Below are 22,087 nucleotides of genomic sequence, written 5' to 3'. Positions count from 1 at the left end.
CTTGATGACGACTCACTCGATATTCAAAGGGCTGTTGCGCCCAGTGCTGGTTTCGGCGGTGTTTTTCATGCTGTTGACGGGGCTCGCCTACCCGGCGTTCACCACCGTGACCGCACAGCTGATGTTCCCGTTCCAGGCCCGTGGCTCGCTGATTGAACGCGATGGCCTGGTCATGGGCTCGACGCTGATCGGCCAACACTTCACCCGGCCGGAATACTTCCATGGCCGCCCGAGCATGACCCTGGGCGCCGACCCGCAAGACCCAGGCAAAAGCGTCTCGCAGCCGTACAACGCCGGTTCCAGCGGCGCCAGCAACCTGGGGCCGACCAGCCAGAAACTGGTGGACCAGGTGGCCGCCCGCGTGCAGGCCTATCGCCTGGCCAACGGCCTGCCCGCCGACGCCCAAGTGCCAGTGGACGCGGTCACCGCCTCCGCCTCGGGCCTCGACCCGCATATCTCGGTGGCCAATGCACGGCTGCAACTGCCACGGGTGGCGCGCCTGCGGCAAATCCCCGAAACCGAGCTGCTGCAGCTGGTCAGCCAGCACACCAGCGCGCGCACCCTCGGCCTGCTCGGCGAGCCCCGGGTCAATGTGCTGCAACTCAACCTGGCGCTGGACGCCCGCCTGCCATCACCTCCTATTGCGGCCAGTGAGTAAGAGATTTCCCTCATGAAAAATGCTCGTTTACCTCTGTTTGATCGCGCCATCGTGCTCACCGCGTGCGGCGATGCCCTGAAAAAACTGTTGCCCCAGGCGCAATGGAAAAACCCGGTGATGTTCGTGGTCTACCTGGGCAGCATCCTCACCACCCTGCTCTGGTTCCAGTCCCTGGGCGGCCAGGGTGAAGCTCCCAGCGGCTTTATCCTCAGCATTACCTTGTGGCTGTGGTTTACCGTGCTGTTCGCCAACTTCGCCGAGGCCTTGGCCGAGGGCCGCAGCCGCGCCCAGGCCGCCAGCCTGCGCGGGATGAAACGCCAGACCCTGGCCAAGCTGCTGCAACAGCCCAAGCATGGCGCGCCATGGCTGCCGACCGAAGCGTCGCTGCTGCGCAAGGATCAAGTGGTGTTGATCGAAGCCGGCGACCTGGTGCCGCTCGATGGCATCGTAATCGAGGGCGTGGCGTCGGTGGATGAAAGCGCGATCACCGGCGAATCGGCGCCGGTCATTCGCGAGTCCGGTGGCGATTTTTCCTCGGTCACCGGCGGCACCCGTGTGCTGTCGGACTGGCTGGTGGTGCGCATCAGCGTCAACCCCGGCGAGTCGTTCCTGGACCGCATGATCTCGATGGTCGAGTCGGCCAAGCGTCAGAAAACCCCGAACGAGGTGGCCCTGACCATCCTGCTGGTGGGCCTGACCCTGTTGTTCCTGCTGGTGATCGCCACGCTGAGCCCTTACTCGATCTTCGCCGTGGCCATGAGCGGCAGCGGCAGCGTGGTCAGTGCCACAGTACTGGTGGCCTTGCTGGTCTGCCTGATCCCCACCACCATCGGCGGCCTGCTCTCGGCCATCGGCGTGGCGGGCATGAGCCGGATGATGTCGGCGAATGTCATCGCCACCTCCGGGCGGGCGGTCGAGGCCGCGGGTGACGTCGACGTATTGCTGCTGGACAAGACCGGCACCATCACCCTGGGCAACCGCCAGGCCAGCAGCTTTTTGCCGGCACCGGGGATCAAAGAGGCCGACTTGGCGGATGCCGCGCAATTGGCCTCCCTGGCCGATGAAACCCCGGAAGGCCGCAGTATCGTGGTCCTGGCCAAGCAGAAGTTCGACATTCGCGCGCGGGACATCAACCAACTGGGCGCCAGCTTTGTGCACTTCACCGCGCAAACCCGTATGAGCGGGGTCGACCTGCCCGCAGGCCGGGCGATTCGCAAGGGTGCAGCGGACGCGATTCGCCGCCATGTCGAGGCCTTGGGCGGTAGTTTTCCGACAGCCTTGCAGGCCAAGGTCGATGAAGTCTCGCGGCGCGGCAGCACGCCGCTGGTGGTCAGCGACGGCGCCACGGCGCTGGGCGTGGTGGAACTCAAGGACGTGGTCAAAGGCGGCATCAAGGAGCGCTTCGCCGAGCTGCGGCGCATGGGCATCAAGACCGTAATGATCACCGGCGACAACCGCCTGACCGCCGCCGCCATTGCCGTGGAGGCCGGGGTGGATGACTTCCTCGCCGAGGCCCGCCCGGAAGACAAGCTGCAATTGATCCGCGACTACCAGGCCAAAGGCAAGCTCGTGGCCATGACCGGCGACGGCACTAACGACGCGCCGGCGCTGGCCCAGGCTGACGTGGCGGTGGCAATGAACAGCGGCACCCAGGCTGCCAAGGAGGCCGGCAACATGGTCGACCTCGACAGCAACCCGACCAAGCTGATCGAAGTGGTCGAGGTCGGCAAACAGATGCTGATGACCCGCGGCGCCCTCACCACCTTCAGCGTGGCGAATGACGTGGCGAAGTACTTTGCAATCATCCCGGCGGCGTTTGTCGCGACCTATCCCCAGCTCGGCGCGTTGAACGTAATGCAGCTGACCAGCCCCAACTCGGCGATTCTCAGCGCGGTGATTTTTAACGCGCTGATCATCGTCGCGCTGATTCCCCTGGCCCTGCGCGGCGTGACTTACCGCGCAATCGGCGCGGCGGCGCTGCTCAACCGCAACCTGCTGATCTATGGCCTGGGCGGGGTGTTGGTGCCGTTTGCCGGGATCAAGCTGATCGACATGCTCTTGACCGCAGTGGGCTTGGTGTAACGACTCAACCCCATGTGGGAGCGGGCTTGCCCGCGATAGCGGTGTGACTGACTCACCCCTGTCGCGGGCAAGCCCGCTCCCACACTTGAACCGCATTGACCAGGAATGACATGCCCGCCTTAAACAACGAACGCCCCGACCCCGACGCCCTGCTCGCTCGGGTCCAACAAGAAGAACAGGCCGCCTTGCGCGGCAAATTGCGTATCTACTTTGGCTCTAACGCCGGGGTCGGCAAGACCTGCGCGATGCTCGAAGCGGCACGCCGCGAAACCGCCCTGGGCCGCGACGTGCTGGCCGGCGTGGTGGAAACCCACGGCCGCCAGGACACCGCCGAGCTGCTCCACGGCCTCGAACAACTGCCTCGCGCCCAGCACCGGCACCGTGAATTCGCCCTCAGCGAATTTGACCTTGACGCCGCCCTGTTGCGCCATCCTGCCGTGTTACTGGTGGACGAACTGGCCCACAGCAACGTGCCCGGCTCGCGCCACCCCAAACGCTGGCAAGACGTGGAAGAACTGCTCAGCGCCGGCATCGACGTGTGGACCACCCTCAACGTCCAGCACCTGGAAAGCCTGAATGACCTGGTCAGCGGAATCATCGGCATACGCGTGCGCGAAACCGTACCGGACCATGTGTTCGACAACGCCCACGAAGTGGTGGTGATCGACCTGCCACCCGACGATCTGCTGCAACGCCTCAAGGACGGCAAGGTGTACCTGGGCCCGGCGGCGGCGCGCGCCTCACAGCATTTTTTCCGCAAGGGCAACCTGTTGGCGTTGCGCGAGCTGGCCCTGCGCCGCACGGCCGACCGGGTCGACACGCAGATGCGCGTGTACCGCCGCGAACAGTCGATCAAGACCCTGTGGCCGGCCCGCGAACGGCTGTTGGTCGGCGTAGCCGGTGATGCCGGCGATGAGCGCCTGGTGCGTGAAGCGGCGCGCCTGGCGCAAAAACTGGAAGCCGACTGGATTGTGGTCCATGTGGCCTCGGCCCAGGGGCGCGGCGCCCGGCGCTACCTGAGCGCGATGAAAACCCTGGCCCTGGCCGAAGAATTCGGCGCCGATACCGCCACACTGCCGGGTATGGACGTTGCCGAAGCCCTGGTGGCCTGCGCCCGTGAGCACAACGCCAGTCGCCTGATGCTCGGCCATCATCCGCGCCGCCGCTGGCGGTTCTGGCATCAGTCGGTCAGCGACCGGATCAGCCGTCACCACCCGCAAATCGACCAGATTGTGATTGCCCATGGCCTGCTGCCGGGCAAACCCACCGTGCGCGAAAACACCACGCCACTGCCCGGCACTCGCCTGGCCTACGTCTGGACCAGCCTGGCCTGTTTCGCCACCAGCGCCGTCGCCGCGCTGCTGCTGCAGGTGTTCGACCTGGCCAACGTGGTCATGCTGTTTTTGCTCACGGTGGTACTGGTAGCGCTGCGCTTTGGACGCGGCCCCGGCGTATGGGCGGCGATGCTTGCGGTGCTGTGTTTCGACTTCTTTTTCGTCCAGCCGCGCTATTCCTTCACCGTCACCGACACTCAGTATTTCTTCACCTTTGCCTTGATGCTCGGCATCGCCCTGATCACCGGCCAACTCACCGCGCGCCTGCGCCACGAAGCACGTACCGCCGCCGCACGGGAACGCCGCGCAACCTCCCTGGCGCGCCTGGCCCGTGATTTGTCGGCGGCGCTGACGGTGGAGCAAATCAGCGAAGTGGCACTGCGCACCTTCAGCGGCGTCTTCGAGGCACGGGTGGGCCTGGCCCTGCCGGACGCCGCCGATGGCGTCCACAGCGTGAGCGCCGGTGGGCTGCCGATCGACGACAGCATCGCGCAATGGACCTACGACCACGGCCACCCCGCCGGGCACGGCACCGACACCCTGTCCGCGGCCAAGGGCTGCTACTGGCCGCTCAAGGCGCCGATGCGCGTGCGCGGCGTGCTGGTGCTGGAACTGGCTCAGCGCGATCGCCTGAACGACCCGCAGGAACGCCGCCTGCTGGAAGCCTGCATGAGCCAGCTGGCGATTGCCCTGGAGCGCGTGCATTTCGTCGAAGTGGCGCAAAGCACCCTGGTACAGATGGAAGGCGAAAAAATGCGCAACACCCTGCTCGCGGCGATCTCCCACGACCTGCGCACACCGCTGACCACCCTGATCGGCGCCGCTGAGACCGCCCTGCCCCACGCCCAGCCGGGGCCACTGAACGAGCTGCTGCAGGGCATTCACGAACAGGCCACGTCCATGCAGCGCCTGATCGAAAACCTGTTGGACATGGCACGCCTGCAAGAGCGCGGCGTGCGCCTGAACCGCCAATGGCACTCGCTGGAAGAAATCGTCGGCAGCGCCCTGCGTCAATTGCGCGAACCCTTGGCGCAACACCGCGTGCAGACCACGCTCGACGCGCACTTGCCGTTGGTGGAGGTCGACGCGCTGCTGATCGAGCGGGTGCTGGTCAACCTGCTGGACAACGCCGCCAAGTACACCCCGCCGGGTACCACCATCAGCGTGGCCGCCAGCCAGGCCGGCGAGCAGATTGTGCTGGAGGTCAGCGACACCGGCCCCGGTAGCGCGCCGGCCAATCTGTTTGAGCCCTTCACGCGCGGCCAGCAGGAATCGTCGGTGGCCGGCATCGGCCTGGGCCTGGCGCTGGTCAAGCGCATCGTCGAAGCCCACGGCGGGCGCATCCAGGCCAACCCCGGCCGCGCGGGCGGCATGCATTTCACCATCACGCTACCGGCAGGCACCCCGCCGGCCATGGAACCCTTATGAACACTGCACGCATTCTGATCGTTGAAGACGAGGCCAACATCCGCCGCTTTGTGCGCATTGCCCTGCAAGATGAAGGCTTTCATGTGTTCGAGGCCGACAGCGTCAAACGTGCGCTGATCCATGCCGCCAGCCGACAGCCGGACCTGGTGATCGTCGACCTCGGCTTGCCGGACAGTGATGGCAAACAATTGATCCGCGAACTGCGCGGCTGGCTGGCGGTACCGATCCTGGTGCTGTCGGCGCGTGACCGTGAAGAAGAAAAAGTCGCCGCCCTGGACGCCGGTGCCGATGATTATCTGACCAAGCCATTCGGCGTGCCCGAGTTGCTGGCACGCATCCGCGCCCAACTGCGCCGGCATGGGCACACCGGCACGGTGATGGCCACCAGCAAGGTGGTGTTTGGCGAGATTGCCGTCGACCTGGCGACCCATGAGGTGTGGCGCTCAGGCCAGCCGGTACACTTGACGCCCATCGAGTACCGCTTGCTCTGCGCGATGATCCGCGGCCAGAGCCGGGTCCTGACGCACCGGCAACTGCTGCTGGAAGTGTGGGGCCTGGATTACGTCGACCGCGCCCACTATCTACGGGTGCATATGGCGCATCTGCGGCAAAAGCTGGAGGTGGATCCGGCGCAGCCGCAGTACTTTATTACCGAATTGCAGGTGGGCTACCGGCTGGTGGGGTTGTAGAACAGCAAATCCCAGGCACAAAAAAGCCCGCTCAATGAGCGGGCTTTGCGTGGTGACCTGGCGTTCAGCGTTCCAGGTAACCGAATATGGCGCAGCGGACGGGACTCGAACCCGCGACCCCCGGCGTGACAGGCCGGTATTCTAACCGACTGAACTACCGCTGCGCGTAGCGTTGGACGTAATGGTGGGTGATGACGGGATCGAACCGCCGACCCTCTGCTTGTAAGGCAGATGCTCTCCCAGCTGAGCTAATCACCCTTTACGTTCGGTGCGGGGCGCATCATATACGAAAAATCCGCAATGTGTTGATTTAAATGCAATTTATTTTAAATATCTTTTCGCCGGCAGCCTACACCCCGGAAAACCGGCGCGTGTAGCGGGTAGATGCGAGTCTATTGGTTACCCCGCCCCAACCCCACAAAAGAACGACGCGGCGCTCTCAGGTGCTTCGCGAGCAAGCCCATTCCCACAGAAAGGCAAATCCCAGACAGCAAAAAGCCCGCTCAATGAGCGGGCTTTCTGTGGTGACCTGGCGTTCAGTGTTCCAGGTGACCAAATATGGCGCAGCGGACGGGACTCGAACCCGCGACCCCCGGCGTGACAGGCCGGTATTCTAACCGACTGAACTACCGCTGCGCGTAACACATGAAGCGAATGGTGGGTGATGACGGGATCGAACCGCCGACCCTCTGCTTGTAAGGCAGATGCTCTCCCAGCTGAGCTAATCACCCTTCGTTTCGGTGTGGCGCGCATTCTACGGAGCGTCCCCTGGTCTGGCAAGCACTTTCTTAAATCTTTTTTTTCAGCCCTTCCAATGGCTTAGGCAGGGTTGGCCTCAGGCCTTATCAAGAGAATAATGCCCCACTTTGTATAAAGGAGAGACTCACCCCATGTGGTTCAAGAACCTGCTTATCTATCGCCTGACCCAAGATCTGCCTGTTGATGCCGAGGCGTTGGAAACTGCAATGGCCACCAAACTGGCGCGCCCTTGTGCAAGCCAGGAGTTGACCACTTACGGTTTCGTCGCGCCTTTTGGCAAAGGCGAAGACGCGCCCCTGGTGCACGTCAGCGGTGACTTCATGCTGATCGCTGCGCGCAAGGAAGAACGTATCCTGCCGGGTAGCGTGGTGCGTGATGCGGTGAAGGAAAAGGTCGAAGAGATCGAAGCCGAGCAAATGCGCAAGGTCTACAAAAAGGAACGCGACCAGATCAAGGATGAAATCATCCAGGCCTTCCTGCCTCGTGCGTTTATCCGTCGCTCGTCGACCTTCGCTGCCATCGCGCCGAAACAGGGCCTGATCCTGGTGAACTCGGCCAGCCCCAAGCGCGCCGAAGACCTGCTGTCGACCCTGCGTGAAGTGATCGGCACCCTGCCGGTACGCCCACTGACCGTGAAAACCGCGCCGACTGCGGTGATGACCGACTGGGTCACCACCCAGAAGCCGGCCGATGACTTCTTCGTGCTCGACGAATGCGAACTGCGCGACACCCACGAAGACGGCGGCATCGTGCGCTGCAAGCGCCAGGACCTGACCGGCGAAGAAATCCAGCTGCACCTGACCACCGGCAAAGTCGTGACCCAACTGTCCCTGGCCTGGCAGGACAAGCTGTCGTTCATGCTCGACGACAAAATGACCGTCAAGCGCCTGAAGTTTGAAGACCTGCTGCAAGACCAGGCCGAACAGGACGGCGGCGACGAAGCCCTGGGCCAACTGGATGCCAGCTTTACCCTGATGATGCTGACCTTCGGCGACTTCCTGCCGGCGCTGGTGGAAGCATTGGGTGGTGAAGAGACCCCGCAAGGCATCTAAACGCGCACGCTCAATGTAGGAGCTTGGCCTGCGATGGCGGCGTATCAGTTACAGAGTCACTGACAGACACACCGCTATCGCAGGCAAGCCAGCTCCCACAGTTGATGGGGTTACCACTCCCAGTACTCTAATAATAAGGACATCGCCATGCGCGCACTCGCCGCCTTGAGCCGTTTCGCCGGCACTACCTTCGCCTACTGGGTGCTGATTTTTGCTGTGCTCGCCTTCCTTCAGCCCCACTGGTTTATCGACCTGAAAAGCGCCATCGTGCCGCTGCTGGGCCTGGTGATGTTCGGCATGGGCCTGACCCTCAAACTGGAAGATTTCGCCGAAGTCGCGCGCCATCCGTGGCGCGTGGCCCTGGGCGTGATCGCGCAATTTGTGATCATGCCCAGCGTGGCCTGGCTGCTGTGCCAGACCTTCAACCTGCCAGCGGAAATCGCCGTTGGCGTGATTCTGGTCGGTTGCTGCCCTAGTGGCACCTCTTCCAACGTCATGACGTGGCTGGGCCGTGGCGACCTGGCGCTGTCAGTGGCCATCTCTTCCATCACCACCCTCCTCGCCCCGCTGCTGACGCCGGCCTTGATCTGGCTACTGGCCTCGGCCTGGTTGCCGGTGTCGTTCATGGACCTGCTCTGGTCGATCCTGCAAATGGTGTTGCTGCCTATCGTGCTGGGTGTCTTGGCGCAGCGTCTGCTGGGTGAGCGCGTGCGTCATGCCGTCGAGGTGCTGCCGCTGGTCTCAGTGGTCAGCATCGTGACCATCGTCGCTGCCGTAGTGGCTGCAAGCCAGGCGAAGATTGCCGAGTCGGGCCTGCTGATCATGGCGGTGGTGATGCTGCACAACAGCTTTGGCTACCTGCTGGGTTACCTCACCGCCCGCGTATTCGGGCTGCCACTGGCCCAACGCAAGTCATTGGCGCTGGAAGTCGGCATGCAGAACTCCGGGCTGGGCGCCGCACTGGCCAGTGCGCACTTCTCGCCACTGGCGGCGGTGCCCAGCGCGTTGTTCAGTGTCTGGCACAATATTTCCGGGGCGTTGTTGTCGACGTATTTCCGCCGGATGAGCGAGAAGGAAGATCGCAAGGCCCTCGCCGAAACTTGATCGGCTGCGGGCTTTTCGGCACTCTACGAACCTTCGCGGGGACGACCCCGCGACTCGTTTGAGCATTTACCAGGGGACGACCCCACTTCTAAAAGGAAGGTCTTTATGTCCTGGGTCATTCTGTTTTTCGCCGGGTTGTTTGAAGTTGGCTGGGCCGTCGGCCTGAAATACACCGACGGTTTCAGCAAGCCAATGCCCACCGCCCTGACGATTGCCGCCATGGCCGTCAGCCTCGGCCTGCTGGGGCTGGCCATGAAGGAGCTGCCGCTGGGTACCGCCTATGCCATCTGGACCGGCGTCGGTGCAGTGGGCACGGTGATTGCCGGGATTATCCTGTTTGGGGAGTCCATGGCGCTGTTCCGACTGGCCAGTGTGGCGTTGATCATTGCCGGGTTGATCGGGCTCAAGATTAGCGCGTAAGCCACTAACGCTATCGCGGGCAAGTCGAATCGTCGACTTGCCTGCGATGAGGCCCTTAAATCCGAAAACCTACCTGACACTCCCCCGCAACGCCCCAACCTGTTCCTGCAAGGCCTGTGGCGTCGCCTGCTCCACCGCCAACGGCGGCCCCGCCACCAACGTCACCCGCGACCAGATCCGGTGAAAGATCCCCTTGTTCGGGTCACGGCTGAAAAAGCTCCCCCACAACCCCTGCAACGCCATGGGAATCACCGGTACCGGGGTTTCCTCGAGAATCCGTGTCACACCACTCTTGAACTCGTTCATCTCACCGTCGGCAGTCAACTTGCCTTCGGGGAAAATGCACACCAACTCGCCATCCTTCAGGTACTGGCTGATGCGCTGGAAGGCCTTTTCGTAGATCTGCAGGTCTTCATGGCGTCCGGCAATCGGAATGGTGCCAGCGGTGCGGAAGATAAAGTTGAGCACCGGTAAGCGGTAGATCTTGTAATACATCACAAAGCGAATCGGCCGACGCACCGCGCCGCCAATCAGCAGTGCATCGACAAACGACACATGGTTGCACACCAGCAACGCCGCGCCTTCGTCCGGTATATGTTGCAGGTCGCGATGCTGCACGCGGTACATGGAGTGGCCGAGCAGCCAGATCATGAAGCGCATGGTGAACTCGGGAACAATCCTGAAGATGTAGGTGTTGACCGCGATATTAAGCAGCGACACCACCAGGAACAGCTCGGGGATCGACAGCTTGGCCACACTCAACAGCACGATGGTGACAATCGCCGAGACCACCATGAACAGCGCATTGAGAATATTGTTGGCGGCAATCACCCGCGCCCGCTCGTTTTCAGCGGTACGCGACTGGATCAAGGCATACAGCGGCACGATATAGAACCCGCCAAACACCCCCAGGCCGAGGATGTCAGCCAGCACCCACCAGGCCTGGCCGTACCCCAACACCGCCAGCCAGTCGTTGGCCTGGACGTTTTGCGGGAAGCCACCGGAATGCCACCAGAGCAACAGGCCAAACACCGTCAGGCCGAATGAACCAAAGGGCACCAGACCGATTTCCACCTTACGCCCGGAGAGTTTTTCGCAGAGCATCGAGCCCAGCGCGATACCGACCGAGAACACCGTGAGAATCAGAGTCACCACGGTCTCATCGCCATACAGCCACTCTTTGGCGTAGGCCGGGATTTGCGTGAGGTAGATCGCCCCGACAAACCAGAACCACGAGTTGCCGACAATCGAGCGCGACACGGCGGGCGTCTGCCCCAGGCCCAGGCGCAAGGTGGCCCAGGACTGGCTGAAGATGTTCCAGTCCAGGCGCATCTCGGGGCTGGACGCCGCGGCGCGCGGGATACCCCGGCTGGCCAGGTAGCCCAGCACGGCAATCGCGACAATCGCAGTCGACACCACCGGCGCGTACTGCGCAGAGGACATCATAACCCCGGCCCCGATGGTCCCGGCGAGGATCGCCAGGAATGTGCCCATTTCCACCAGGCCATTGCCGCCCACCAACTCCTCTTCGCGCAAGGCTTGCGGCATGATCGAGTACTTCACCGGGCCAAACAGCGCCGAGTGGGTGCCCATGGCAAACAGCGCCAGCAGCATCAGTTCCAGGTGGTTGGTCATAAAGCCGACGGCCCCCACGGCCATGATCACGATCTCGCCGAGCTTGATTGCGCGGATCAACGCATCCTTGTTGAATTTCTCGCCAAACTGCCCGGCCAGGGCCGAGAACAGGAAGAACGGCAGGATAAACAGCAAGGCGCACAGGTTGACCCAGATCGAGCGGTCACCTTCGATGGTCAGCTTGTAGAGAATGGCGAGGATCAACGACTGCTTGAAAATATTGTCGTTGAACGCCCCCAGGGACTGGGTAATGAAGAACGGCAGAAAACGCCGTTTGCGCAGCAAAGTAAATTGCGAGGGGTGACTCATCGTCAGTGTTCCTGCGTGGCCTGAAGGCTTTATTGATTTTTCAGGCCACGACTTTACCTAATCCTGCTTACTTATTCCCCAATCCTGCAATGCACGGTGAAACAAACAGCTCACCTTTATAGGCACCCTGCACCGTGCGCTTGCTGACCACCAGCCACATCAGGGCCAGCGCGGCGACCAGCACGCTGCCGGTCACGCTGAAAAATGCCAGGTGCAAGGTACTGCCCAGTTTCAACGTGGTCAGGGCATACACCCCCAGCGGGAAGGTAAAACCCCACCAGCCCAGGTTGAATGGAATCCCGGCACGCAGGTAACGCAGGGTGATCAGCACCGCGATCAACATCCACCACAGGCCCAGGCCCCACAGGGTGATGCCGGCAACCAGCCCCAGGCCGGCGGCAATCTCGCCGATACCGGCAAAGCCATTGGCGGCGAAGATCGCCGGCGCGTCCTGGCCCAGCAGCAACATGCCCAGGGCGCCGGTGCCGATCGGGCCTAGGGCCAGCCAGCTCGACGCGGCCATGTTGGCGTGGGGCAGTTTATGCAGGGCCATGCGCAGCATCAGGATCGTCAGAATGCTGAACGCAACCGGCAAAGAAAACGCCCAGAGCACGTAGCTGGTCACCAGCATCACCAGTTGCGAATGGGCGTCGACCAGATGCGGCGCCAACAGGCCACCACTGGCGGCGGCGACTTCGGCAGCCACCACCGGCAACAGCCAGACCGCTGTCATCTGGTCGATGCTGTGTTCCTGGCGGGTAAACATCATGAACGGGATCAACACCCCACACGCCAGGGCCATGGCGACGTCCAGCCACCACAGGGCCTCGGCCAGTTGCACCACGCCCTCGCCCCAGCGCGGCAGGCCAAACAGCAGCAGGCCATTGATAATGGTCGCCAGGCCCATGGGGATGGTGCCGAAGAACATCGAGACCGTGGAGTGTCCGAAGATTCGCCGCGCCTCGTGAAAAAACATCACCCAGCGCGCCGCGTATAAACCGCTGAACAACACAAACAGAACGATCGTCAGCAGCCACAGCCCTTCGGCGATGGCATAGACACCCGGCAGTTGCACCGGCAATTGCGCCAGGGCCAACGCCAGCACGCCGGTGCCCATGGTGGCGGCGAACCAGTTGGGGGTGAACTGGCGAATCACTTCCCTGGGGGCGGCCAAATGGCTGAAAGGTTTGTAACTGGGGGTGATGCTATTGGGGCAGGTCATGGCTCAATCCTCTTCCTCGTATGAGGTTGAGCCCATGATAGAAGCCTAAGAAATATCTATATAACGGGTAATATCTCTAACTGTTATCTGTTTTACCTATATGCAGACTTGTCCGGCGCTTGCCTCATCAAGCCAATCAAGGCGCCGAGGGCCAATACGATCAACACCCCGCCGTAGCCATAAGTGGTAGCGATCAGGCCAAAACTGCGGGTCAGGTTGCCCGCCAACAGGGTCGGCAGGCAGAACGCCAGGTAACTGAGGACGTAGAACGCTGACATCAACCCGGCCCGCTCATGGGGCAAGGCCAGGGGGACTACGCTGCGCAACGCGCCGAGAAAACCTGCGCCAAATCCGCTGCCAGCCACCAGCGTGGCGAAGAAAAACAAGCTCAGGTTGGCGCTGTGAACCGCACCGAGGATCAGTGCGACGCCCACGGCCAACAGGCCGGCTCCCAGGCGCAGGACCTTGTCCGCCGGGCGATTGCGCAGGCTGAAAATCATCACCGCACCGCTCAAGGTCAACACCGCAACCAGGCCGCCACCGATCAGGTTGGAGGTGGATCCGGTCGCCGCCCTTACCAGCGACGGCGCCAGCGACAAGTAGAAACCACTCATGGCCCACACCGCGATATCCACCGGCAGCGACAGCCACAAGGCCCGGCGCGCCTGGGCCGGCACATGCAGGGTCGGCCATAGCGAGGCGAGCGCGCCAGGGATGGGGCTGACGCTTTCCGGCAAGCGCCAGACATACAGGCTCTGCAACAGCATCAGCGCGAACAAGGCCCAATAGATCAACTGGGTCGGCAGCGGCGCGAACTCCACCAGTACACTGCTGCCCATGGCGCCACAGGCCATGCCCAGCAATGGCGCGACACTGTTGACCAGCGGGCCCTGCCGACGGTCGGTGTCGAGCAACGCAGCGCCGAGCACGGCGGTGGCCATGCCTGTGGCAAACCCCTGCAAGGTGCGGGCGGCAATCAGCCAGGCGACACTGTCGGCGTAGATAAACAGCAGCATCGCCAGCATATTCAGCACCAGCGCGGCAAAGATCGCTGGCTTGCGCCCCAGGTAATCCGACAGCGAACCGACGGTCAACAACGCAGCCAGCAGGCTCAAGGCGTAGACGCCGAAGATCAGCGTCAAGGTGCCAGCAGAAAAGTGCAGGCCCTCCTGGTAAAGGTGATACAACGGCGTCGGCGCGCTGGAGGCGGCGAGAAACGTCAGCATGGTGCTCGCCAGAAACACCAGGCTGGAACGATGAGAAGTGACGCTGGACATGGGCACGCTCCGCTAAAGCTAATATTTTGCTTTTGTGCAGTGTGCTACTGGGTCGCGCTTAAAGCAAATTCTTTGTGTTAAGGTTTTGGCATGGCGATAAAAGAAGGCCTCCGCCCGGGGGGCCGTAGTGCCCGGGTACAAGAATCGGTTCATTCGGCGGTGCGCCAGCTACTGCAAGAGCAAGAGCGCGCCAGCGTGACAGTACCGCAAATTGCCACACGGGCCGGGGTCACGCCGTCGACCATCTACCGGCGCTGGGGCGACCTCGCAGCCCTGCTCGCCGACGTCGCCCTGGCCCGCATGCGCCCCGACAGCGAGCCCGCCAACACCGGCAGCCTGCGCAGCGACCTGCAAGCCTGGGCAGAGCAGTACCTGGACGAGATGAGTTCGGAACCGGGGCGCACGATGATGCGCGATGTGCAGTGCAGCCAGACGCCGGGGTACTGCGTGACGATTCTGGGGGGACAGTTGCAGGTGATCCTGGACCGTTACCAAGGCAGCGGCCAGGCATTGCCCAGCGTGGATCGACTGATCAATCTGCTGGCGGCGCCGACGGTGTTTCGGATTCTGTTTGACGCAACGCCGATGCGGGTTGAGGAGTTGCATGAGCTGATTGAGATTGCCCTGCACACCTGACCCAACTGTGTGTATGCGGGCTTATGTGGGAGCGGGCAAGCCCGCTCCCACACAGGCCCGTACATCTTTAGACCTGGCTTAGGTACGCATCCCACGCCCGCTCACCAGCAGCCGTGCGCAGCCCAGATACAACACCACCGTCGCCACGATCATAAAGGTGATCGCCACGCTGATCTTGATATCCGACACGCCCAGGATCCCGTAGCGGAAGGCATTGACCATATGCAGCACCGGGTTGGCCAGCGACACGGTCTGCCAGAACGGCGGCAGCAGGGTAATCGAGTAGAACACGCCGCCCAGGTAGGTCAGCGGGGTCAGCACAAAGGTCGGGATGATCGAGATGTCATCGAAGTTGCGCGCAAACACGGCGTTGATAAAGCCCAGCAGCGAGAAGATTGTCGCCGTGAGCACCACCACCAGGATGGTCACCCCCAGGTGATGCACCTGCAGGTCGGTGAAGAACATCGACAGCACCGTCACAATCGCCCCGACCATCAAGCCACGCAGCACGCCGCCCAGGGTGTAGCCGATCAGGATGGTGTGTGGCGACACCGGCGAAACCATCAATTCCTCAATGGAACGCTGGAACTTGCTGCCAAAGAAACTCGACACCACGTTGCCGTAGGAGTTGGTGATCACCGACATCATGATCAGCCCCGGCACGATGTACTCCATATAGGTGAAGCCACCCATATCGCCAATCTGCCGGCCGATCAGGTTCCCGAAGATCACGAAGTACAGAACCATGGTGATCGCTGGCGGTAGCAGGGTCTGCGGCCAGATGCGCATAAAGCGCTTCACTTCGCGGTAGACGATGGTGTTGAGCGCTACCAGATTGGGTTGGAACTCGGAATTCATACCGCCACCTTCGCCAGATTCTTCTCCACCAGGGACACGAACAACTCCTCCAGGCGATTGGTTTTGTTGCGCAGGCTCTGCACTTCAATGTTCTGCAAGGCCAGTTGGCTGAACAGCGCGGTGATGCCCACGGTTTTATCGACCTGCACTTCCAGGGTATGGCTGTCCACCAGGCGGTTGGGGTAGCCGATCAACGCAGGGGGCGCGGACAGGTTGTTTTTCAGGTCAAGCAGGAACGTCTCTACATGCAACTGGCCCAGCAAGTTACGCATGCTGGTGTTCTCGACAATGGTGCCGTGGTCGATGATGCCAATGTTGCGGCACAGCTGTTCAGCCTCTTCCAGGTAATGGGTGGTGAGGATGATGGTGATGCCTTTCTGGTTCAGCTCGGTGAGGAAGGTCCACATTGAGCGACGCAATTCGATGTCCACGCCGGCCGTCGGTTCGTCGAGGATCAGCAGGCGCGGCTCATGCACCAGGGCGCGGGCGATCATCAGGCGCCGCTTCATGCCGCCGGACAAGGAACGTGATGGCACGTCGCGCTTGTCCCACAACCCCAGCTGGGTCAGGTACTGCTCGGCGCGCTCCTTGGCGATTTTCGGCGGGATGCCGTAGTAACCGGCCTGGGTCACGACGATATCAAAGGTCTTTTCAAACTGGTTGAAATTGAACTCTTGGGGCACCACACCAATGCAGCGCTTGAGCGCGGCCGGGGATTTATCCAGGTCATGGCCAAAGATATTCACCGTGCCACTGGTCTTGTTGACCAGGGTCGACAGAATACCGATGGTGGTGGATTTGCCGGCACCATTGGGGCCGAGCAATGCGAAGAAATCACCTTCGGCGACATCCAGATCAATACCACTCAGGGCCTGGAAACCGTTGCCGTAGGTTTTGGTTAGCTGCCGGATGGACAGAGCGGAACTCATATCGGATTACGCACCAAGGAAGGGAATAGAAGAAATAGATAAGGGCGCGCCACACCTAATACAACCGCAGCGCACGGCAAGCATGGTGCTTGCCTGCGCCGCACAAGTACAGTCACCTGTATTAATAGTCAGTATTAAGTCAACGCGGTCATTACCGCTTTTTGATAGGCCGGACGTTGCTGCAAACGCCGGTACCACGCCTCTAGATTGGGCATCGCCGGGCGTTCGATCGGCATCTCGAACCAGGCATAAATAAAGCTGCCCAGGGGAATATCACCCATGCCGATCTCGTTGCCGGACAGGTAGGGCTGCTCAGCCAGGGCCTGGTCCACGGTTTTCAACACCTCGATACAGGCATTGCGCCCGGCATGGATGCTGCCCCAGTCCTGCCGCTCGGCCGGCGTGCGCAAAATGCCCCAGAACACCGTTTTGAACGGTTCGGCAAAGGTCGAGGTGGTCCAGTCCATCCACTTCTCGGCATTGGCCCGCGCCTGCAGATCGGCGGGGTACCAGCTCGAAGCCTGTTTGGCGCAGAGGTAACGCACGATGGTGTTGGATTCCCACAACACAAACTCGCCGTCCTCGATCATCGGCACCCGGCCATTGGGATTCAATGCCCGGTACTGCGGTGTATCGACCACACCAAAGGCCCCGCCCGCATCAATTGCCTCATAGTCCAGGCCGAGTTCCTCGGCGCACCACAGTGCTTTCCTGACGTTTGACGAATTTTTACGACCCCAGATCTTCAGCATGACCGCCTCCCAGTGGATGAATGCCGGAGCAGCATACGCCGGTTCAGCCGCGACTCAAATCGCTCTGCATATCACCTAACAATTGCGGCGAATGCTCGCCAAACAGGTGCGGGTAACATTTTTCCAGGTGGGCAAAGAAGAATTCCTCGGGCACCTCGGCAAATTGCCCATGGTCCACCACATACTCCATGGAGCGCTGGCCCTGGCGGTTGAACGGGTGGAAAACGCTGTCGTTGATTCCGTCGAAATCCAGGGGCGGCACATCGAACAATTCGCACAATTGCTGGTTGAACGCCGGGGTCGCCTTGACCCAGCGCCCATCCAGATACAACTCCGTGTAGCCATGCATGGCAAACACATCACTCTTGAGCAACTCGATCAGGCGCGGGGTCGACAGATGGTTGCGCACATCGGCCAGGCCAATGCGCGACGCTATGCCGCAATGCCGGGCGCACGCCGCCAGCAGGGTGGCCTTGGGCACGCAATAGCTCTGCCCGGCAGCCAGGGCGTAGCTACCACGCAGGGTTTGCGGATCGCGGCTGAAGGTGTAAGGGTTGTAGCGTACCGCTTCGCGCACGGCGTAATACAGACTGACTGCCTGGTCACGGGGATCACGGCTCGAACCGCGATGTTTTTCGGCGAACTCCACCACCGTGGGGTGGTCACTATCGATGAAGCGGCTGGGACTCAAGTACGCATTCATGGGGATTTTCTCCGAGGCGAGCCTGGAGTCTAACCACAGGCCCGACCGAAGGTTAACGACGATTCGGCCAAATGTCGGCGCCTGCTGCCTGTGACTGTCGAGCACTTCCCGCCACACCACGTAACACCCTCAGGCACCGCTTTTCCGGATGCCGGCTAAGCTCTGAGGGTGCTTCTGCCCCTGGTTTCACGGAGGATTGAATATGCTGTTGTTGTGGATACTGGTTCTGGTGCTCGGCATTGCCTACCTGGCACACCGTCGTACCGCGCCCCTGCCCGCCCTGGGCGTGGTCGCCGTCTACCTGTTGGCGATGGGCGCCTTCAGCCACGCACCGGGCTGGTTGCTGCTGGTGTTCTGGGTGCTGCTCGCGGTAGTCGCCGCCCCCCTGCTGCTGCCCGACCTGCGTCGCCAGTATTTCACCGCCCCGCTGTTCAACTGGTTCCAGAAAGTATTGCCGCCGATGTCCGAGACCGAGCGCGATGCCATCGACGCCGGGACCGTGTGGTGGGACGGCGAACTGTTCAGCGGCCGCCCCGACTGGGACAAGCTGCTGGCCTACCCCAAGGTGCAGTTGACCGAAGAAGAACAGGCTTTTATCGACGGCCCCACCGAGGAGCTGTGCGCGATGGTCACCGATTGGGAAATCGGCCAGGCCATGGACCTGCCGGCAGCGGCCTGGGACCATATCAAGCAACACGGTTTCTTCGCCCTGATCATCCCCAAGGAGTTCGGTGGCAAGGGCTTTTCCGCCTACGCCCACTCCCAGGTGGCAATGAAACTGGCGACCCGCAGCGGCGACCTCGCCTCCACCGTCATGGTCCCCAACTCCCTCGGCCCGGCCGAGCTGCTGCTGCACTACGGTACCGACGAGCAACGCAACCACTACCTGCCGCGCCTGGCCCGTGGCGATGACATCCCGTGCTTTGCCCTGACCGGCCCGCTGGCCGGCTCCGATGCCGGCGCGATGCCCGACACCGGGGTGATCTGCAAGGGCGAATGGCAAGGCAAGGAAACCCTTGGCCTGCGCCTGAACTGGGAAAAACGCTATATCACCCTGGGCCCGGTCGCGACCCTACTGGGCCTGGCCTTCAAGGCCTATGACCCGGACCATCTGCTGGGCGAGGAAGAAGACCTGGGCATCAGCCTGGCGCTGATCCCCACCGACACCCCCGGCGTGGAAATCGGGCGCCGTCATCTGCCCCTCGGCGCGGCATTCATGAACGGCCCCAACTCCGGCAAGGATGTGTTCATTCCCCTGGACTTCCTCATCGGTGGCCAGGAAATGCTCGGCAAGGGCTGGATGATGCTGATGAACTGCCTGTCGGTCGGCCGTTCGATCTCCCTGCCGGCGGTGGGCACCGGTGCAGCCAAGTTCACCAGCCTGGTGACCGGTCAGTACGCCCAGGTGCGCGAGCAGTTCAACGTACCGCTGTCCGCCTTCGAGGGCATCCAGGAAGCCCTGGCCCGTATCGGCGGGAATGCCTGGTTGATGGACAGTGCGCGGATGCTCACCGCCAATGCGGTCGACCTGGGGGAAAAACCCTCGGTGCTCTCGGCGATCCTCAAGTACCACCTGACCGAGCGCGGCCGCGAGTGCATCAGCCACGCCATGGACGTGCACGGCGGCAAGGGCATCATCATGGGCCCCAACAACTACCTGGGCCGCAGCTGGCAGGGGGCGCCGATCTTCATCACCGTGGAAGGGGCGAATATCCTTTCGCGCAACCTGATGATCTTCGGCCAGGGGGCGATTCGCTGCCATCCATTCGTCCTCAAGGAAATGGCCCTCGCCGGTCGTGAAGATCGCGACCAGGCACTCAAGGAGTTCGATGGGCTGTTGCTGCAACATATCGGTTTTGCGGTGAGCAACGCCGCCAGCACCCTGGTGTTGAACCTGGGCCTGGGCCACTTCGAAAAAGCCCCGGGCAACCGCTTGAGCCAGGGTTACTTCCGCGCCCTCAACCGCCAGGCCGCCGCTTTCGCCCTGCTGGCAGACCTGAGCATGATGCTGCTGGGTGGTGAGCTGAAGCGTCGTGAACGCCTGTCGGCACGGCTGGGGGATGTACTCAGCCATATGTACCTGGCCTCGGCGGCGCTCAAGCGCTACCACGACCTCGACTCCCCAGATCATCTGGAACCGCTGTTTGCCTGGGCCATGGAAGAAAGCCTTGGCCAATCGGAACGCGCGCTGGATGAGTTACTTAGCAACTTCCCCAACAAAGTGCTGGGCTGCCTGTTGCGGGTCATCGTGTTCCCATTCGGGCGTTGCCATAAAGGCCCGTCCGATGCACTGGACGCTGAAGTCGCCGCAGTGATTGGCCGAGCCAAGGGCGACCCGACCCTGGAAGAACTGCTGGCTGGCTGCTATCGCCCGCAATCGGCGGAAGATCCGGTCGGCGCGTTGCAACACGCCTATGACCTACTCGGTGCCAGCCATCCGCTGCAAAAGAAACTCCACAGCGCCCTCAAAAGTGGCCAGGTCAAGCCGCGCGCTGGGGAACATGCCATCGACGCCGCACTGGAAGCTGGCGTGCTGCAACCGGCTGAAGCGCAGACCCTGCGCGACGCGGAAGCGGCGCGGCGCAAGGTGATCGACGTGGATGACTTCAGCAAAGAGGAGCTGGCTCAGGCGCCCGGCAGAGTCCGCTGAGACCAACCGTCATATAAAAACGGGCGCGAGAGCTATATACTCTCGCGCCCGTTTTTGCTTTTGAGGACTTACTCTCGTGTCCAACGTCGTTGCCGATCATCTCGTCTTGCTCGACCACCTGCGCAGCATCCTGGTTGCCGTCGGCGAAGCCGAACAGGTTCCCGAGGAAAGTCACGCGCTGTTCCTGGAACGCTTTGATGAACTGCGGGCCCTGCTGCCCATCGACCCGATCGAAAGCCAATACCTGGGCCAGGACATGATGAGCCAGGTCATCCTGCGCTACCCGCAGATTGCCCATCTGGTACCGCGCGACCTGTTGTGGTTCTTCGGTGGTGACTGCCTGCACTTCATGCCCGACGATGAACTGGACCTGTACCAGGCCCTGGAAGAACGTCGTTTCGAAGCCGAACAGAACGACGAACCGTTCGACTGGAACCAGGAAAAGCAATTGCTGGCCATGTCCAACGACCAGCCCAAGCACTGATCTCAAAAGCACCAAAGATCCAAATGTGGGAGCGGGCTTGCCCGCGATAGCGGTGTATCAGTCAACCAATGTATCGACTGACACTCAGCCATCGCGGGCAAGCCCGCTCCCACACTAACCTGCTCCACATTCTCGATCGCGCACCTACCGCCGACGCAATGTAGGCTCCTTAGCCATGCACTCCACCAGATAATCAATAAACACCCGCAACTTCGGCGGCAGGTAGCGTGTGGGCGAATGCAGCAACCAGGCATCCCCATGGTACGAGGCAATGAAATCCCATTGCGCCAGGACCTGCACCAACCGCCCCTCCTCCAAGGCATGCCGCGCGGTGAAGTACGGCAAGCTGCCAATCCCTACATCCTGCAACACCGCATCCAGCCGCACCCCCGTGTGATTGGCCGCATACCGCCCGCGTACCCCCACCGTCACTGTTTTGCCCGCCTGGCGGAATTTCCAGCGCGCATCCCCCGGCGTTTCGCCCAGGTAGATGCAACTGTGCCCCAGCAAATCATGGGGATGCAGCGGCGTACCGTGGGCGGCCAGATACTGTGGCGTGGCACACAATAAATGCTCAATCGGTAATAACTGGCGCCCTACCAACCCCGGTGGCGGGCTATCGGTGATGCGGATGCTCAGGTCGACATTGTCATCAATCAAATCCACCTGCCGATCTTCGAGGATCAACTGCACATCGACCTTGGGATAACGCCGCAAGAACTCTGGCATATGCGGATGCACCACAAACCGCCCGACCGCCTTGGGCACACTGACCCGCACCAGTCCTTCGGCTTCGTGGGTGTACTGACCGCTGATTTCCATCACCGAGCGCGCCGCGCTGACAATTTCCTGGCAGCGTTTGAAAACCTCTTCGCCACCTTCGCTCAAGCGCAATTTGCGTGTGGTGCGCTGCAGCAGCCGCGTGGCCAGGGCCTGTTCCAGGCGCGAGATGCTGCGACTCACCGCCGATGGCGACGCCCCCAGTTGGCGCGCCGCCTCGGAGAAGCTGCCGGTTTCCACCACCTTGACGAAAATCGCCATTTCGCCCAGCAGCGGCAAAGGAAGATTGATGCTCATGACGCACAAGTCCATTGAGATTTCAGCGG

At 61.9% G+C, this 22,087-nt stretch carries 18 protein-coding genes and 4 tRNA genes; 10 read left to right on the top strand and 12 right to left on the bottom strand.

All coding sequences use genetic code 11. The annotated features are described in order from the left end of the window. The first annotated feature begins 4 nt into the window (after positions 1-4). The 4 genes from kdpC (at position 5) to HBR94_RS13900 (ending at position 6,191) form a co-directional block, all read left to right on the top strand. Positions 5-658 (top strand): K(+)-transporting ATPase subunit C, encoded by a 654-nt coding sequence (gene kdpC / locus HBR94_RS13915; protein WP_057440648.1) that lies wholly within the window; start codon positions 5-7, stop codon positions 656-658. A gap of 12 nt (positions 659-670) precedes the next feature. Further along, on the top strand, positions 671-2,740 hold the full coding sequence (gene kdpB, locus HBR94_RS13910; RefSeq protein ID WP_057959017.1) for a potassium-transporting ATPase subunit KdpB: 2,070 nt from the start codon (positions 671-673) through the stop codon (positions 2,738-2,740). A 110-nt stretch (positions 2,741-2,850) separates the two neighbouring features. Then, positions 2,851-5,502 carry a sensor histidine kinase KdpD gene (locus tag HBR94_RS13905; protein WP_057438903.1) on the top strand — a complete coding sequence of 884 codons (2,652 nt, stop codon included), beginning with the start codon at positions 2,851-2,853 and terminating at the stop codon, positions 5,500-5,502. Then, entirely contained in the window at positions 5,499-6,191 is a 693-nt protein-coding gene (locus HBR94_RS13900; protein WP_057959015.1) for a response regulator, read from the top strand. The genes HBR94_RS13905 and HBR94_RS13900 overlap by 4 nt, the downstream gene beginning before the upstream one ends. Before the next feature lie 87 nt (positions 6,192-6,278). On the opposite strand, the gene HBR94_RS13895 is transcribed toward HBR94_RS13900, so the two are convergent. The 4 genes from HBR94_RS13895 to HBR94_RS13880 all read right to left on the bottom strand — a co-directional run bounded on the left by HBR94_RS13895 (position 6,279) and on the right by HBR94_RS13880 (position 6,922). Beyond that, a tRNA-Asp gene (locus HBR94_RS13895) sits at positions 6,279-6,355 on the bottom strand. An 18-nt stretch (positions 6,356-6,373) separates the two neighbouring features. Then, a tRNA-Val gene (locus tag HBR94_RS13890) sits at positions 6,374-6,449 on the bottom strand. A gap of 301 nt (positions 6,450-6,750) precedes the next feature. Beyond that, positions 6,751-6,827: transfer RNA gene (locus tag HBR94_RS13885), tRNA-Asp, on the bottom strand. Between the two features lie 19 nt (positions 6,828-6,846). Next, positions 6,847-6,922: transfer RNA gene (locus HBR94_RS13880), tRNA-Val, on the bottom strand. 159 nt (positions 6,923-7,081) lie between these two features. Between HBR94_RS13880 and rdgC the strand changes: the two genes are divergently transcribed. The 3 genes from rdgC (at position 7,082) to sugE (ending at position 9,526) form a co-directional block, all read left to right on the top strand. Beyond that, positions 7,082-8,002 carry a recombination-associated protein RdgC gene (gene rdgC / locus HBR94_RS13875; protein ID WP_057438902.1) on the top strand — a complete coding sequence of 307 codons (921 nt, stop codon included), beginning with the start codon at positions 7,082-7,084 and terminating at the stop codon, positions 8,000-8,002. Positions 8,003-8,149: 147 nt separating this feature from the next. Continuing rightward, positions 8,150-9,106 carry a bile acid:sodium symporter family protein gene (locus tag HBR94_RS13870; RefSeq protein WP_057438901.1) on the top strand — a complete coding sequence of 319 codons (957 nt, stop codon included), beginning with the start codon at positions 8,150-8,152 and terminating at the stop codon, positions 9,104-9,106. A gap of 105 nt (positions 9,107-9,211) precedes the next feature. Further along, on the top strand, positions 9,212-9,526 hold the full coding sequence (gene sugE / locus HBR94_RS13865; protein WP_057438900.1) for a quaternary ammonium compound efflux SMR transporter SugE: 315 nt from the start codon (positions 9,212-9,214) through the stop codon (positions 9,524-9,526). A 69-nt stretch (positions 9,527-9,595) separates the two neighbouring features. On the opposite strand, the gene HBR94_RS13860 is transcribed toward sugE, so the two are convergent. The 3 genes from HBR94_RS13860 to HBR94_RS13850 all read right to left on the bottom strand — a co-directional run bounded on the left by HBR94_RS13860 (position 9,596) and on the right by HBR94_RS13850 (position 13,969). After that, positions 9,596-11,470 carry an MFS transporter gene (locus HBR94_RS13860; protein ID WP_057438899.1) on the bottom strand — a complete coding sequence of 625 codons (1,875 nt, stop codon included), beginning with the start codon at positions 11,468-11,470 and terminating at the stop codon, positions 9,596-9,598. Positions 11,471-11,537: 67 nt separating this feature from the next. Beyond that, positions 11,538-12,692: a TDT family transporter gene (locus HBR94_RS13855; RefSeq protein ID WP_057438898.1), complete on the bottom strand. Its 1,155-nt coding sequence runs from the start codon at positions 12,690-12,692 to the stop codon at positions 11,538-11,540. Positions 12,693-12,784: 92 nt separating this feature from the next. Then, a complete protein-coding gene (locus tag HBR94_RS13850; RefSeq protein ID WP_170044986.1) occupies positions 12,785-13,969 on the bottom strand; it encodes an MFS transporter in 1,185 nt (394 codons plus the stop codon). Positions 13,970-14,059: 90 nt separating this feature from the next. Here HBR94_RS13850 and HBR94_RS13845 point away from each other — a divergent pair, with 90 nt between their 5' ends. After that, positions 14,060-14,605, top strand: coding sequence for a TetR/AcrR family transcriptional regulator (locus HBR94_RS13845; protein WP_169989431.1), 546 nt, complete (start codon positions 14,060-14,062; stop codon positions 14,603-14,605). A gap of 78 nt (positions 14,606-14,683) precedes the next feature. Here the strand turns inward: HBR94_RS13845 and HBR94_RS13840 are convergent, their stop codons facing one another. The 4 genes from HBR94_RS13840 to HBR94_RS13825 all read right to left on the bottom strand — a co-directional run bounded on the left by HBR94_RS13840 (position 14,684) and on the right by HBR94_RS13825 (position 17,847). Then, positions 14,684-15,463 (bottom strand): ABC transporter permease, encoded by a 780-nt coding sequence (locus tag HBR94_RS13840; RefSeq protein ID WP_057438896.1) that lies wholly within the window; start codon positions 15,461-15,463, stop codon positions 14,684-14,686. After that, positions 15,460-16,392, bottom strand: a complete 933-nt coding sequence (locus HBR94_RS13835; protein WP_057438895.1) for an ABC transporter ATP-binding protein — start codon at positions 16,390-16,392, stop codon at positions 15,460-15,462. The genes HBR94_RS13840 and HBR94_RS13835 overlap by 4 nt, the downstream gene beginning before the upstream one ends. 134 nt (positions 16,393-16,526) lie before the next feature. Then, positions 16,527-17,144: a glutathione S-transferase gene (locus HBR94_RS13830; RefSeq protein WP_170044985.1), complete on the bottom strand. Its 618-nt coding sequence runs from the start codon at positions 17,142-17,144 to the stop codon at positions 16,527-16,529. A gap of 43 nt (positions 17,145-17,187) precedes the next feature. Further along, positions 17,188-17,847 (bottom strand): transglutaminase family protein, encoded by a 660-nt coding sequence (locus tag HBR94_RS13825; RefSeq protein WP_057438894.1) that lies wholly within the window; start codon positions 17,845-17,847, stop codon positions 17,188-17,190. 202 nt (positions 17,848-18,049) lie between these two features. Here HBR94_RS13825 and HBR94_RS13820 point away from each other — a divergent pair, with 202 nt between their 5' ends. After that, the gene (locus tag HBR94_RS13820) at positions 18,050-20,497 is read left to right on the top strand and encodes an acyl-CoA dehydrogenase (protein WP_170044984.1); all 2,448 of its coding nucleotides are present in this window, start codon (positions 18,050-18,052) and stop codon (positions 20,495-20,497) included. A gap of 76 nt (positions 20,498-20,573) precedes the next feature. Beyond that, positions 20,574-20,981 carry a PA2817 family protein gene (locus tag HBR94_RS13815; RefSeq protein ID WP_057438892.1) on the top strand — a complete coding sequence of 136 codons (408 nt, stop codon included), beginning with the start codon at positions 20,574-20,576 and terminating at the stop codon, positions 20,979-20,981. Between the two features lie 144 nt (positions 20,982-21,125). On the opposite strand, the gene HBR94_RS13810 is transcribed toward HBR94_RS13815, so the two are convergent. After that, positions 21,126-22,058: a LysR family transcriptional regulator gene (locus HBR94_RS13810; protein WP_170044983.1), complete on the bottom strand. Its 933-nt coding sequence runs from the start codon at positions 22,056-22,058 to the stop codon at positions 21,126-21,128. Between the last annotated feature and the right edge of the window lie 29 nt (positions 22,059-22,087).

The organism is Pseudomonas sp. WS 5412 (assembly GCF_012985615.1).
Taxonomy (GTDB): Bacteria; Pseudomonadota; Gammaproteobacteria; order Pseudomonadales; family Pseudomonadaceae; genus Aquipseudomonas; species Aquipseudomonas shahriarae.
This window is presented reverse-complemented; position numbering and strand designations above follow the sequence as displayed.

Coding starts and splice junctions, on each gene's coding strand:
- kdpC (WP_057440648.1), top strand. CDS start 5: ATGACGACTCACTCGATATTCAAAGGGCTGTTGCGCCCAGTGCTGGTT.
- HBR94_RS13840 (WP_057438896.1), bottom strand. CDS start 15,463: ATGAATTCCGAGTTCCAACCCAATCTGGTAGCGCTCAACACCATCGTC.
- HBR94_RS13825 (WP_057438894.1), bottom strand. CDS start 17,847: ATGAATGCGTACTTGAGTCCCAGCCGCTTCATCGATAGTGACCACCCC.
- HBR94_RS13870 (WP_057438901.1), top strand. CDS start 8,150: ATGCGCGCACTCGCCGCCTTGAGCCGTTTCGCCGGCACTACCTTCGCC.
- rdgC (WP_057438902.1), top strand. CDS start 7,082: ATGTGGTTCAAGAACCTGCTTATCTATCGCCTGACCCAAGATCTGCCT.
- HBR94_RS13810 (WP_170044983.1), bottom strand. CDS start 22,058: ATGAGCATCAATCTTCCTTTGCCGCTGCTGGGCGAAATGGCGATTTTC.
- HBR94_RS13850 (WP_170044986.1), bottom strand. CDS start 13,969: ATGTCCAGCGTCACTTCTCATCGTTCCAGCCTGGTGTTTCTGGCGAGC.
- HBR94_RS13855 (WP_057438898.1), bottom strand. CDS start 12,692: ATGACCTGCCCCAATAGCATCACCCCCAGTTACAAACCTTTCAGCCAT.
- kdpB (WP_057959017.1), top strand. CDS start 671: ATGAAAAATGCTCGTTTACCTCTGTTTGATCGCGCCATCGTGCTCACC.
- HBR94_RS13820 (WP_170044984.1), top strand. CDS start 18,050: ATGCTGTTGTTGTGGATACTGGTTCTGGTGCTCGGCATTGCCTACCTG.
- sugE (WP_057438900.1), top strand. CDS start 9,212: ATGTCCTGGGTCATTCTGTTTTTCGCCGGGTTGTTTGAAGTTGGCTGG.
- HBR94_RS13900 (WP_057959015.1), top strand. CDS start 5,499: ATGAACACTGCACGCATTCTGATCGTTGAAGACGAGGCCAACATCCGC.
- HBR94_RS13835 (WP_057438895.1), bottom strand. CDS start 16,392: ATGAGTTCCGCTCTGTCCATCCGGCAGCTAACCAAAACCTACGGCAAC.
- HBR94_RS13860 (WP_057438899.1), bottom strand. CDS start 11,470: ATGAGTCACCCCTCGCAATTTACTTTGCTGCGCAAACGGCGTTTTCTG.
- HBR94_RS13905 (WP_057438903.1), top strand. CDS start 2,851: ATGCCCGCCTTAAACAACGAACGCCCCGACCCCGACGCCCTGCTCGCT.
- HBR94_RS13845 (WP_169989431.1), top strand. CDS start 14,060: ATGGCGATAAAAGAAGGCCTCCGCCCGGGGGGCCGTAGTGCCCGGGTA.
- HBR94_RS13830 (WP_170044985.1), bottom strand. CDS start 17,144: ATGCTGAAGATCTGGGGTCGTAAAAATTCGTCAAACGTCAGGAAAGCA.